The 12,859-nt window shown below is 72.0% G+C and carries 10 protein-coding genes; 1 reads left to right on the top strand and 9 read right to left on the bottom strand.

Features of this window, described 5'->3' with window-relative positions; genetic code table 11:
* Positions 1-7: 7 nt before the first annotated feature.
* On the bottom strand, positions 8-940 hold the full coding sequence (locus M2283_RS20550) for an acetamidase/formamidase family protein (RefSeq protein WP_280877770.1): 933 nt from the start codon (positions 938-940) through the stop codon (positions 8-10).
* 169 nt (positions 941-1,109) lie between these two features.
* On the opposite strand from M2283_RS20550, the gene M2283_RS20545 reads away from it, so the two are divergent.
* Positions 1,110-2,111 (top strand): DMT family transporter, encoded by a 1,002-nt coding sequence (locus tag M2283_RS20545; protein ID WP_280877769.1) that lies wholly within the window; start codon positions 1,110-1,112, stop codon positions 2,109-2,111.
* A gap of 46 nt (positions 2,112-2,157) precedes the next feature.
* Here the strand turns inward: M2283_RS20545 and M2283_RS20540 are convergent, their stop codons facing one another.
* The 8 genes from M2283_RS20540 to M2283_RS20505 all read right to left on the bottom strand — a co-directional run bounded on the left by M2283_RS20540 (position 2,158) and on the right by M2283_RS20505 (position 12,793).
* Complete coding sequence (locus M2283_RS20540; RefSeq protein ID WP_280877768.1) at positions 2,158-3,240, bottom strand: Zn-dependent alcohol dehydrogenase; 1,083 nt, start codon at positions 3,238-3,240, stop codon at positions 2,158-2,160.
* An 11-nt stretch (positions 3,241-3,251) separates the two neighbouring features.
* A complete protein-coding gene (locus M2283_RS20535) occupies positions 3,252-4,640 on the bottom strand; it encodes an aldehyde dehydrogenase family protein (protein WP_280877767.1) in 1,389 nt (462 codons plus the stop codon).
* A gap of 113 nt (positions 4,641-4,753) precedes the next feature.
* Positions 4,754-6,091 carry an ABC transporter ATP-binding protein gene (locus tag M2283_RS20530; protein ID WP_280877766.1) on the bottom strand — a complete coding sequence of 446 codons (1,338 nt, stop codon included), beginning with the start codon at positions 6,089-6,091 and terminating at the stop codon, positions 4,754-4,756.
* A 163-nt stretch (positions 6,092-6,254) separates the two neighbouring features.
* Entirely contained in the window at positions 6,255-7,025 is a 771-nt protein-coding gene (locus M2283_RS20525) for a class F sortase (protein WP_280877765.1), read from the bottom strand.
* Positions 7,012-7,656 (bottom strand): hypothetical protein, encoded by a 645-nt coding sequence (locus M2283_RS20520; protein WP_280877764.1) that lies wholly within the window; start codon positions 7,654-7,656, stop codon positions 7,012-7,014. The genes M2283_RS20525 and M2283_RS20520 overlap by 14 nt, the downstream gene beginning before the upstream one ends.
* A gap of 56 nt (positions 7,657-7,712) precedes the next feature.
* Positions 7,713-8,948: an MFS transporter gene (locus M2283_RS20515; RefSeq protein ID WP_280878195.1), complete on the bottom strand. Its 1,236-nt coding sequence runs from the start codon at positions 8,946-8,948 to the stop codon at positions 7,713-7,715.
* Positions 8,949-8,971: 23 nt separating this feature from the next.
* Positions 8,972-10,417, bottom strand: coding sequence for a CitMHS family transporter (locus tag M2283_RS20510; protein WP_280877763.1), 1,446 nt, complete (start codon positions 10,415-10,417; stop codon positions 8,972-8,974).
* 138 nt (positions 10,418-10,555) lie between these two features.
* The gene (locus tag M2283_RS20505) at positions 10,556-12,793 is read right to left on the bottom strand and encodes a molybdopterin oxidoreductase family protein (RefSeq protein WP_280877762.1); all 2,238 of its coding nucleotides are present in this window, start codon (positions 12,791-12,793) and stop codon (positions 10,556-10,558) included.
* Positions 12,794-12,859 lie beyond the last annotated feature (66 nt).

Below are 12,859 nucleotides of genomic sequence, written 5' to 3'. Positions count from 1 at the left end.
CCGTGTCTCAAGGGGTGTTGAGGTACGCCTTCGGCAGGTAGGCCGAGACCACCCAGTTCGGGGCGTCGACCACCTCTGTGATTCTCAGGTCCACGGCGACGCTGCACAGGACGTAGGCGTCGACCGGGTCCAGGCCGTAGTGGGCGCCGAGGTGGTCGATCATTGCTCGGGTCGCACCCTGGGCGGCCTGCATGAGGTCGGGAGCGACGCCCATCGTGGCGTAGTGGCCGGCTCGGGCGTCGTCGGTGCGTAGGGGGCCCGCCGTCTCGAACTGGGGGGCCGTGATGCGGCGGCCCTTATGCAGGCGGATTCTTGCCGTGCCCGACATGGACGCCTCGATCGCGCTGACGCACAACTCGCCGTCGCCCTGGGCCGCGTGGGGGTCGCCGAGGCTCAGGCGGGCGCCGGGGACCTGGACCGGGAGGTAGAGCTTGGTGCCGACGACCAGGTCTTTGCAGTCGACGTTGCCGCCGAAGTGGCCCGGCGGCAGGACGCTTTGGGGTTCGGTGACGTCCGGGCAGACGCCGACCACCCCGCAGAAGGGACGGATCGGGATCTGGGCGACGCCGAGGAAGCCGGCCTTGTCTCCACGGCTCAGGTCCCACAGGTGCAGGTGCGCGTCGGGGAAGTCCTCGCTGAGCAGGCCGAGGCCCGGCAGTACGGCCGTCCAGCCCCAGTCCACCGAGCGCAGTTCCAGGAACTCCACCTCCAGGGCGTCTCCCGGCTCGGCGCCCTTGACCATGACGGGGCCGGCCAGTGGATAGACCCGGTCCCAGTCGAAGCCCGCGATCACCTCGGCGGTCGAGCCCGGGTCGAACTGTCCGTCCGTGGCCTCGGTGAGCTCGAAGGACACGGTGTCCCCGCCCTCGACCTCCAGCGCGGGCTCGTGCTCCAACGACCACAGGCGATGTACGCGCTTCGGTATGGAGTAGTGGCTCATCGGACCGTCCTCACCTGTCGGCACCTGTGCCGGACTTTGCCCTTCCGACCAAGCCGACGTCAAGCCTAGGAGGCAATAAATCTGACCCCCCAGGCATCATGCCCTTGCTCCGAGCCTGGCGTCCGATTTCCGCCAGCGGTGCCCCCTCGTCGCTGGCTAGCCTCGGTCCATGAAGAGAACCGTTCGTCGTACCGAGTGGGCCGCGACCGCCGCCGCTGTCGTCACCGTCGTGCTGTGGGCCTCCGCGTTCGTGTCCATCCGGAGCGCGGGGGACGCCTACTCGCCGGGGGCCTTGGCGTTGGGGCGGTTGGTGAGCGGAGTGGTGGCGCTGGGGGTCATCTGGGCCGTACGGCGGGAGGGGGTGCCGCCGCGGGCCGCGTGGCGGGGGATCGCGATATCGGGCGTGCTGTGGTTCGGGTTCTACATGGTCGTCCTGAACTGGGGTGAGCAGCAGGTCGACGCCGGTACCGCCGCGCTCGTCGTGAACATCGGGCCGATCCTCATCGCCCTGCTCGGCTCCCGGCTGCTCGGTGACGCGATGCCGCCGCGGCTGCTGGCGGGGATGGCGGTGTCGTTCGCCGGTGCGGTGACCGTGGGGTTGTCGATGTCGGGCCAGGGCGGTTCGTCCGTGCTCGGGGTGGTGCTGTGTCTGCTCGCGGCGGTCGCGTACGCGGGCGGGGTCGTCGCCCAGAAGCCGGCCCTCGCCAAGGCGAGCGCGCTCCAGGTGACGACGTTCGGGTGCCTCATCGGGGCGGTGGCCTGTCTGCCGTTCGCCGGGCAGCTCGTCCACGAGGCGGCCGACGCGCCCGTCTCCGCCACGCTCAACATGGTGTATCTGGGCGTCTTCCCGACCGCGCTCGCCTTCACGACGTGGGCGTACGCCCTGGCCCGGACGACCGCCAGCAAGATGGGCGCGACCACGTACGCGGTGCCCGCGCTGGTCGTCCTGATGTCGTGGCTGGCGCTCGGCGAGGTGCCGGGGCTGCTGACGCTGGCGGGCGGGGTGCTGTGTCTGGCGGGTGTGGCGGTGTCCCGGTCCCGGGCTCGGGTGAGGACAGTGGCGGAGGAAGCCGAGACGGCGGGGGCGACTCCGGTGGTCGTGACCGAGCCGGGGGCGACTTCGGCGGTCGTCGCCGAGCCGCCGCCCGAGGACGTGCCCGTCAGGAAGTGAGCGGCGTCCGGCCGCCCTCAGAAGGGCGACCGGCGCGCCGTCGGCCTCAGAACGTGACCAGCGCCCGGCCGCCCTTCCCCGCCAGCATGTTCTCGAAGGCCGCCGGGATGCCGTCCAGGGCGATCCGTTCCGTGACGAGCGCGCCCAGGTCGAGGCGGCCGGCGCGGACGTGGTCGGCCAGGACCGGGAGGTCCTTCGCCGGGTCGGAGTTGCCGTAGACGCAGCCGGCCAACGTCCGTCCCCAGTGGAAGAGTTCGAGGGCGTTGAAGGTGACCTGCTGGTCCTTGCCGCCGATGCCGACCACCGTGGTGCGGCCGCCGCGGCGGGTGGAGTCCCAGGCCGCGCGGATGGTCGTCGCGCGGCCCACGCACTCGATCGCCACGTCCACTCCCTGCTTGGCGGTGAGGGCGCGGATCTCGCGGGCGGTCGTGTCGGACGCCAGGACGTAGTCCGTGGCGCCCGCGGTCCGCGCCAACTCCTCCTTCTCCGGGGAGACATCGACCGCGACGATCCGCGAGGCGCCGGCGATACGGGCTCCCTGGAGCGCGGCCAGGCCCACTCCCCCGACGCCGTACACCGCGACCGTCTCGCCCGGCTGGACCCGCGCCGAGTGGTGGACGGCGCCGTAGCCGGTGAGGACGGCGCAGCCGAGGAGGGCCGCGTCCGTCAGCGGGATCCCGTCCGGGAGGGGCAGGACGCAGGCGGCCGATACGACCGTCTCCTCGGCGAACGCGGCCACGTTCAGGCCGGGGTGGAGGTCGGAGCCGTCGGCCGCGCGGTGGGCGTACACGTCGGCGGCGCCGTTCAGGGCGTTGGCGCACAGCCACACCTCGCCGAGCCCACAGGCGTGGCAACTGCCGCAGGACGGAGCCCAGTTGAGGACGACCTCGGCGCCGGGTGAGACGTGGGTGACGCCTTCGCCGACGGCCACGACCGTGCCGGCGCCCTCGTGGCCGAGCACGGCGGGGACCGGCACGCGCATGGTGCCGTCGGACAGGGACAGGTCGGAGTGACAGACGCCGGCGGCGGCGAGGCGGATGCGGACCTGGCCGGGGCCGGGGTCGGGCAGGTCGATGTCCGTGATCTCCAGAGGAGCGCCCACGGCGGGCAGGACGGCGGCGCGAACCACGGAAACGCTCCTCAGAACTGGAGGGACTTGGTCTGGAGGTACTCGGACAGCCCGTGCGTGCCGAGTTCACGGCCGACGCCCGACTGCTTGTAACCGCCGAAGGGGGCAAGGGGGTTGAAGCGGCCGCCGTTGATGTCGACCTGGCCGGTGTCCATGCGGCGCGCGAAGGCGACGGCCTCGGCCTCGCCGCCGGCCCAGACGGCGCCCGCGAGTCCGTAGACCGTGCCGTTGGCGATGCGCAGGGCGTCCTCCTCGTCCTCGTAGCGCAGGACGGACAGGACCGGGCCGAAGATCTCCTCCTGGGCGATGGTCATGTCGGGGGTGACGTCGGCGAAGACGGTCGGGCTGACGAAGTAGCCCTGCTCCCGGGGGGATTCGGGGCCGCCGGCAACCAGCCGGGCGCCCTCCGCGATCCCCTTCTCGATGTAACTCCGCACCCTCGCCCACTGCTTGGCGTTCACGACCGGGCCGATGCGCTCGCCGTACTTGGCGGCGGCCGTGGCGGCCAGCCGCACCGCCTCCTCGTACTGGTCCCGGTGCACCAGCATCCGGGTCCAGGCGCTGCACGTCTGGCCCGAGTTGGACATGACGTTGGCGACGCCGACGTTGACCGCCTTGGCGAGGTCGGCGCTCGGCAGGATGACGTTGGCGGACTTGCCGCCCAGCTCCAGGGCGACCTTCTTGATCGCGGCGCCCGCGATCGCGCCGATCTGCCGGCCGACGGCGGTGGAGCCGGTGAAGGAGACCAGGTCGACGCCGGGGTGTTCGGCGAGGGCCTGTCCGGCGACCGGGCCGAGGCCGGTGACCAGGTTGAAGACGCCCGCGGGGAGGCCGGCCTCGTGGACCGCCTCGGCGAAGAGCTGGGCGGTCAGCGGGGTGTCCTCGGCGGGCTTCAGGACGACCGTGCAGCCGGCCGCCAGCGCGGGGGCGACCTTGGCGACGATCTGGTGCAGGGGGTAGTTCCAGGGCGTGATCGCACCCACCACGCCGACCGGCTCCAGGTGCACGGTGGAGTTCCCGGCCTTCTCCTCGAAGGCAAAGGTCGCGGCGAGTTCGGCGTACGAGCCCGCGACCGCGATCGGCACGGACGCGTGGACGGCCTGCGAGAACGCGAGGGGTGAGCCCAGTTCGGCGGTGACCGTCTCGGCGACCTCGTCCTTGCGGGCGGTCAGCACGTCCCGGAGGGCGGCTAGGCGGGTGGCCCGCTCGGCGGGCGGGGTCGCGGCCCAGCCCGGGAGGGCGGCACGGGCGGCCCGTACGGCCGTGTCGACGTCGTAGGCCGTGCCCGCGGGGACCCGGCCGACGACCTCCTCGTCGACCGGGTTCACGACCTCGATCGTGTCCGGGCCGGCGGCGGGGCGCCAGGCACCGTCGATGTACATGCCGTCGTGTGCCTTCATCGTGCGTCCTCCCGGGCGGGCCGCTTCGTCGTCCGGCTCATAAACTAGCGGCGTTAGTTTTCAGACGCCAGACGCAGGCCGTCGGAAGGTTCGTACGCCCTCCCCGGCAGCAGTCATTCCTCCAGGTCGGGCAGGCGCGCCGGGGCCGGGCAGATGCGTTCGCCGTGCTGGTCGAAGACGAACAGGTGGGCGATGTCGACGAGGAGGGGGACCTGCATGCCGTACCGGAGGTCGATGTCGGGGGTGGTGCGGACGACCATGTCGCCGGGGAGGCGGCCCTCGGCGGGGACGGGGTCCTGGTCCGTCGGGTCGTCGTCCAGGACCACGACCCGTCCGGCGCGCAGGACTCCGGCCCGCTCCCGCAGGCGCCCCAGGACCGACCGGCCTTCTCTGCGGCGGCGTCTGGAGGGGCGGGCGGCCGGGCGCGGGGCCTCCAGGTCCGGTACGAAGGCGGGCCGGGAGCCGGTGTTGAAGTGGACGAGGACCTCGTGCCCCTGGAACTCCACGTGCTCCACGAGACCGGTGAGCACCACCTCGCCGGGCCGCGCGTCCTCCCGCTTGGCGATCCGTACGGCCTCCGAACGCAGCCCGACGATCACCTCGCGGCCCTGCTGCACCCGCAGCAACTGGTGGTCCAGGGACAGGGGTTCGGGCAGGCGCAGGAACTGTTTGCCGAGGCTGATGGTCATCGCGCCGTCGAGCGGGGCGCGGACGAGTCCGCGCAGCAGGTTGATGCGCGGGGTGCCGATGAAGGCGGCGACGAAGACGTTGCGGGGCAGGGCGTAGACCGAGCGCGGAGTGCCCACTTGCTGGAGCACCCCGCCGCGCAGGACGGCGACCCGGTCGCCGAGTGACATGGCCTCGGCCTGGTCGTGGGTGACGTAGACCGTGGTGACGCCCAACTCGCGGGTCAGGCGCGAGATTTCGGCGCGTAAGCGGTTGCGGAGCTTGGCGTCGAGGTTGGAGAGCGGTTCGTCCATCAGGAAGGCGGAGGGGTGGCGGGCGATGGCCCGGCCCATGGCGACGCGCTGGCGTTCGCCGCCGGAGAGCTGGCTGGGGAAGCGGTCGAGGAGGTCCTCGATGCCCAGCATGCGGGCGGTGGCGTCCACGCGGACGCTCGGGTCCTCGCCGCGGTTCTCCACCCGGAGGGGGAAGCCGATGTTGCCGCGGGTCGTCATGTTCGGGTAGAGGGCGAAGTTCTGGAACACCATCGCCATGTTCCGCTCGTACGGGAACAGGTCGTTGGAGTGCTGGCCGTCCAGCAGCAGCCGTCCCTCGGTGATCTCCTCCAGGCCGGCGATCATGCGGAGCACCGTGGACTTCCCGCAGCCGGAGGGCCCGAGCAGGACGAGGAACTCACCCGGCGCGATGTCCAACGTCAGCCGGTCCACCACGCGGACACCTCGGGTGTAGGACTTGCTCACGTCGTGCAAGGAGATGGCGCGTGTCATTTCGGGTGCCCCCGGGGGCTGCGTCAGGCGCTGGTGCTCCGCGGTCCAACGCCCCGAGCGGGTCGCGCGGGGCCTGTGAGTCACGGAAGCTAACGGAATGTGCGCGGCGGGGGGAAGAGTTCGGGCGGTCCGGTTCAGCCTGTGAGAAAGCGGACGATCCGATTCAGTGCGCGGCGTCCGGTCCGCGGGTCCCGGTGAGGTGAGCAAAGACGACGGTGTTGCCCGCGTAGCCGGTCCGGCGGTCGTAGGAGCCGCCGCAGGTGATCAGGCGGAGTTCGGGGCGGTCGCGGGTGCCGTAGACCTCCCCGTTGGGAAAGTGCGCCTTCTCGTACGTCCGCACGGCGTCGACGGTGTAGACGGCGGTACGGCCGTCCGCGCGCCGCAGTTCGACGCGGTGGCCGGTGTCGAGTTCACCGAGGCCGACGAAGACGGCGGGGCCGGCATGCGTGTCGAGGTGACCGACGAGGACGGCGGTGCCCCGCTCGCCGGGCGAGGGGCCGCCCACGTACCAGCCCACCTGGTCGGCGTCGCCCTCGGGCGGTGCCGTGAGCCGGTGTTCGCGGTCGAGCCCGAGGCCGATGACGGGGGCGTCGACGTCGATGTAGGGGATGGTGACGCGGATCGGGCGGGAACGGGGCAGGGGGCGCGGCGGGGCCGGGCGGGCGTCGGTCGTGCGGGGGCCGACGGCCCCGGAGGAGGAGGGGGCCGACGCATCGGTCGCCGTCGGCCGGGCGGGCTCCTTCTCCTGGGCCCACCAGACGCCGCCCACCACCAGCGCGACGGCCACGACGACCGTCCGCGTCAGACGGTAGGCGCGCGTCCGGCGCCGGTGCCCGGCGGGCAGTTCCCGTCGCCCGCCACCTGGACGGACGGTGACGGGCGGGACTGCGCCGCCGGGCCCCGAGGGCCTGCGCAGCTGACTACGCGGCGCCATGCGGGCGGCGACGGAGTCGGAACCAGACCGTCCCGACCACCGCGGCCAACCCCACGGCGGCGGCACCGGCGACCGGGCCGAGCGCGGCGTCACGGGCCAGCCCGCCACCGCCAGCCGGGGGGCCACCGTGCGGGCCGCCGGGACCGCCCGGCGGGTTTGTGGGGGGCGGAGTGGTGGGCGGCGGGCTGGTGGGCGGTGTGGTGCCGCAGTCGACCTTGAACACCTTCTGCTTGCCTGCGCCGTTGCCGCCGACGATGCTCCAGGTGAGCTTGTACTGCCCGTCGGGCAGCATCTGGTCCGTGGTGTGGCCCGCGCCCTGTGGGAGCACGATGGCGCCGCCGCTCGTCGCACCGCCCTGAACGAGGGGCTGCGTCTCGATGGACCAGGTGATGCTCTGGTTGGCGTCGAAGCCCGTGGCGTCGATGTAGAACCCGCAGACCTTGGGCTCGTCCCTCGGGTCGCCGACCGGCGTGCGCGGGTCCGATGAGTGGATCTTGACGGTGCCGTTGTCACCGGGCGCCATCGGAACGGCGCCGACGGCCGGGACCGTCAGAGCGCCGACGGCCAAGGTGAGCGCCGCCAGGGCGGCAGTACGCGCCCCGGGGCGGCACGGCAGGGACGTGGTGGGCATGCGAGTCCTCCGAGTCAGACGATTTTCATACAAATCGCAGTTCTTCGGACTCTCTTTCACATACGCCGTGCGAATCGTGGGAGCAGCGCCCGACGACCCGTCAGTTCTCCCCCGCCCGGCCTACCTCCGGTACCGGGCGACCGCACTGCGACCCCCGCCGACACCAGCAGCAACCCGCCCAGCATCACGAACGGCGCCGCCACCCCCGCCACCCCCGCGACCAGGCCGGCCGCCGCCGGTGCCGCGACCTGGCCGAGGCGGTTGCCGGTCAGGCGGAGGGCGAGGGCGGTGGAGCGGGCGTCGTCGGGGGCGGCCTGGACGACCGTCGTCATGGACAGGGGCTGACCCACGCCGAGGCAGAAGCCGAGGGCGGCGAGCATCAGGCCGATGGCCCACACCGGCACGGGCAGTGCGATGCCCGCACACAGGACGCCCGCCAGGAGACAGGTCGCGGTCAACAGCGCGGCTCTGCCGAGGAGTCGGAGCAGCGGGGTGAGGACGAGGCGGCAGGCGATGGTGGCCGCCGCGCGGATGCTGAGCAGGACACCGATCACGGAGGGCGCGATGCCCCGGTGCTCACCGACCACCGGGAGGTAGGCAGTGAGGATGTCGGTCGCGGACAGCACGGAGAGGCTGACGAAGATGCCCGCGGGTACGCCCCGGGCGCCCAGGATGCTCCACATGGGAACGCGGTCGCCTTGTTCCGTACGGGACTTGACGGCCGTACGGTCCTCGATGCGCCACAGCGACGTGAACGACACGGCGGCGCCCGCGCCCGCGACGAGCAGGGCGAGCGCACTGGTGGCGGCCATGTCGGAGCCGCCGATCAGTGCGCCCGCGGCGATCGGGCCGATGAGCTGTCCGAGGGAGGCGCCGATGGTGAAGTGGCCGAAGTTGCGGTCCTGTTCGTGCGGAGCGGACTGGCGGGCGACGAGCGACTGGGCGCCGATCACGAAGCAGAGGTGGCCCAGGCCCATCACACCGCTCCAGATCGCCATCGCCCAGAGGGAGCCGGCGAGGCCGCTCAGCGCGCAACCGCCGGCGATCAGGACCACGCCGACGGGCAGCAGGGGTGCGCAGCGGCCGTGGTCGGTGCGGCGGCCGAGCGGTACTGCGGCGAAGAGCGGGAGCAGCGCGTACACGCCCGCGATGACGCCGATCGCCCGCTCGTCGGCGCCGAGTGCGAGGGCCCGGTAGGACACCGCGGGGCGGGCCATCGACACCGCCGCCTGCGCGAAGCTGAACGCGATGACGAGGCGGAGCAGCCAGCCCCGGTTCGTGCCGGGCCCCATGGTCAAGTCCTCCGTCACGTGGGTCAGATGATGCCGAACAGGATCCCTGCCCCGAGCACCACCAGCGATGTCAGCGCCGCCCACTTCACCACGAACCTGGTGTGGTCGCCGAACTCGACCTTCGCCATGCCGACCAGGACGTACACGGCCGGGACCAGCGGGCTGGACATGTGCAGCGGCTGGCCGACCAGCGAGGCGCGGGCGATCTCCAGGGTCGAGACGCCGTGGGCGTTGCCGGCCTCGGCGAGCACCGGGACGATGCCGAAGTAGAAGCCGTCGTTCGACATGAAGTACGTGAGCGGGATGCTCAGGACGCCGGTGACGAAGGCCATGTGCGGGCCCATGCCGTCGGGGATGTTGTCGACCAGCCAGGTGGCCATGTGGTCGACCATGCCGGTGCCCTGGAGGACGCCGGTGAAGACGGCGGCGGCGAAGACCATGCCGGAGACGTTGAGTACGTTCTCCGCGTGCGCGCCGAGGCGGGCCTTCTGGTCGGGCATGTGGGGGAAGTTGACGGTCAGGGCGAGAGCGGCGCCCAGCAGGAACAGGACCGGGATCGGCAGCCACTCCATGATCATGGAGGTGAGCAGGGCGACCGTGAGCAGCGCGTTGAACCAGTAGAGCTTGGGACGCAGGGTGGCCCGGTCGGGGTCGAGGCCCCGGAAGCCGTCGTCCTCCTCCTCGGCCTCGTTCCGAGGCAGATCCGCCTCAGTGCCGGAACCTGAGCCTCCGGTGCTCTTGGCACCCTTCCCGGAGCCGGCACCGGCACCGGCACCGGCACCCGAGCCGGCGCCCACAAGGACCGTCTCGGTCTCCTCGGACTTCTCCTCGACCAGCACCTCGTCCAGCGTCAGCACCCCGAGCCGCTTGCGCTCGCGCCGCCCGAGGACGTACGAGAGCGCGATGACGAACACCAGGCCCACGGCGAGCGCCGGGATCATCGGTACGAAGATGTCGCTGGCGTCGACCTTCAGCGCGGTGGCGGCACGGGCCGTCGGGCCGCCCCAGGGCAGCGTGTTCATCACGCCGTTGGCCATCGCGGCGACACCGGTCATCACGACCAGGCTCATCTTCAGGCGCTTGTACAGCGGGTACATCGCCGAGACGGTGATCATGAAGGTGGTCGAGCCGTCGCCGTCGAGGGAGACGATCGCGGCGAGGACGGCCGTGCCGACGACGATCCGCAGCGGGTCGGCCTTGCAGAACTTCAGGATCCCGCGAACGATCGGGTCGAAGAGGCCGACGTCGATCATCACGCCGAAGTAGACGATCGCGAACATGAGCATCGCCGCGGTGGGGGCGAGGCTGGTGACGCCGTCAATGACGTAGTCGCCGAGGTGGGCGCCCTTGCCGACGAAGACGCAGAACAGCGCCGGGATCAGCACGAGCGCCGCGATCGGCGACATCTTCTTCAGCATGATCAGGACCAGGAAGGTCGCGATCATGGTGAAGCCGAGGATGGTCAGCATGAGTGGATACCTAACGTTCGCCCTTGAACTCCCACCGGAGACGGCGGTCCGACGACGTTAGGTCCGTTCAAATGCTGTTAACAAGACGTTGACGCGTGAGCAATAAGCGCAAAACTGCAGGTCACAGCTTTGCTCAGGTCACAGGGCCAGGACGGCGGCACATTCGACCGGCACTCCGTTGAGGACGGCGTTGCCCGAGAGCGGGTCCAGGAGGCTGCCGTCGAGGAGCTGGTTGACGTTGACTCCCGGGTCGACGGAGGCGTGGTTGAGGCGGGTGCCGGCGCGGCTGTGCCCCCAGCCGTGCGGCAGGCTCACCACGCCCCGGCGCACGCCGTCGGTGACCTCGGCGGGCGCGGTCACCTCTCCCCCGGCACCCTTCACCCGCACCGGCGCCCCGTCGCGCACGCCGAGCCGCTCGGCGTCCTCGGGGTGGATGTGCAGGGTGCAGCGGTTGGTGCCGCCGGTGAGGGCGGGGACGTTGTGCATCCAGCTGTTGTTGGAGCGCAGATGCCGGCGGCCGACCAGGACCAGCCCGTCCGGGCGCTCCCGCAGGGCCCGGCGCAGCCGCGGCAGATCGTCCACGATCGGCCCCGGCAGCAGCTCGACCTTGCCGCTCCTGGTCTTCAGGGGCTGCGGCAGCCGTGACCGCAGCGGTCCGAGGTCGATGCCGTGCGGATGCGTGAGCAGCTTCTCCAGGCTCAGCCCGTCCGGTCGTACGCCGAAGCCGTCGCCGTAGGGGCCCAGGCGCAGCATCATGTCGATCCGGCGCTCGGGACCGGTGTCGCCGGCGAGCAGGCCGGCCAACTCGCGCGGGTCGCGGCCGTGGACCGGCGAGTGGGGCTCGCGGACCGCCTTGCCGAGGGTCTGGTCGATCACCATCGCGTCGACGGCCCCGGGGTCCGCGCCGTGCATGCCGGTGGCCGCCAGGATCAGCCGGGCGAAGATCTCGGTCTCGGCCATGCGGCCGGGCTCCAGGGGGACGGCGGGGCGGGTGTAGCGGACCTGGTTGCGGACGGCGAGGGTGTTGAAGGCGAAGTCGTGGTGCGGGCTCTGTGCCGGCGGGGGCGGCGGCAGCACGACGTGGGCGTGGCGCGAGGTCTCGTTGAGGTACGGGTCGACGCTGACCATGAAGTCCAGCGAGTCCAGCGCCTTGTCGAGCCGGTCGCCGTCGGGCGCGGACAGCACGGGGTTGGCGGCGACGGCGATGAGCGCGCGGATCGGCTCGCCCTCCGGCGTCGTGGTGTCGATCTCCTCGCCGAGTGCGGAGAGCGGCAACTCGCCCTTGGCCTCGGGGTGTTCGCTCACCCGGGAGCGCCAGCGGCCGAGCTGGAAGCCGCGGCCGGGCCCGGCGGGGCGTGGTGTCCGGTCGGTGGCCGACAGCGGGAAGAGGGCGCCGCCGGGCCGGTCGAGGTTGCCGGTGAGGACGTTGAGGACGTCGACGAGCCAGCTGCCGAGGGTGCCGTACGGGACGGTGCAGCTGCCGATCCGGGCGTAGACGGCGGCAGTCGGTGCGGCGGCGAGTTCGCGGGCCAGGGTGCGGATCAGCGGGGCCTCGACGTCACAGGCCTCGGCGACGGCCTCGGGGGTGAAGTCCCGTACGGCGACCTGGAGTTCCTCGACGCCCAAGACGTGCGGCGCCAACTCCCCGAGTTCCACCAGGCCTTCCTCGAACAGGGTGTACGCCATCGCCGCGAGGAGCAGTGCGTCCGTGCCGGGCCGGATCGCGATGTGGCGGTCGGCGAGCTTGGCCGTGCGGGTGCGGCGCGGGTCGATGACGGTGAGGGTGCCACCGCGCGCCTTGAGGGCCTTGAGCTTGCCGGGGAAGTCGGGCGCGGTGCACAGACTCCCGTTGGACTCAAGGGGGTTGGCGCCGATGAGCAGCAGGTGGTCCGTGTGGTCGAGGTCCGGCACGGGGATGGCGTTGGCGTCGCCGAAGAGCAGTCCGCTGGAGACGTGCTTGGGCATCTGGTCGACCGTGGACGCGGTGAAGACGCTGCGGGTGCCGAGCCCGGCGAGCAGGACCGCCGGATAGAGGCCGCCGGCCACCGTGTGCACGTTGGGGTTGCCCAGGACGACACCGACGGAGTTCGCGCCGTACCGCTCGACGACCGGGCGCAGACCCGCGGCGACCGCGTCGAATGCCTCCGCCCAGGTGGCCTCGCGCAGCTCGCCGTCCCGCCGCATGAGCGGGGTGCGCAGTCGGTCGGGATCGGCGTCGACGGCACCGAAGGAGGCACCCTTGGGGCAGATGAACCCCTTGCTGAACACGTCGTCGCGATCGCCGCGGGCGCCGGTGACACGGGTGCCCTCGATGGTGAGGGTCAGCCCGCAGGTGGCCTCGCACAGGGGGCAGATTCGCAGGGCGGTGCGGGACACGGGTCCTCCCGGGGGCAGCAGTGCCTGTCCCGGTGAGCATACCGACCGGTATGCACAGAGGGGAGG

The organism is Streptomyces pseudovenezuelae, from assembly GCF_029892565.1.
Lineage (GTDB): Bacteria > Actinomycetota > Actinomycetes > Streptomycetales > Streptomycetaceae > Streptomyces > Streptomyces pseudovenezuelae_A.
This window is presented reverse-complemented; position numbering and strand designations above follow the sequence as displayed.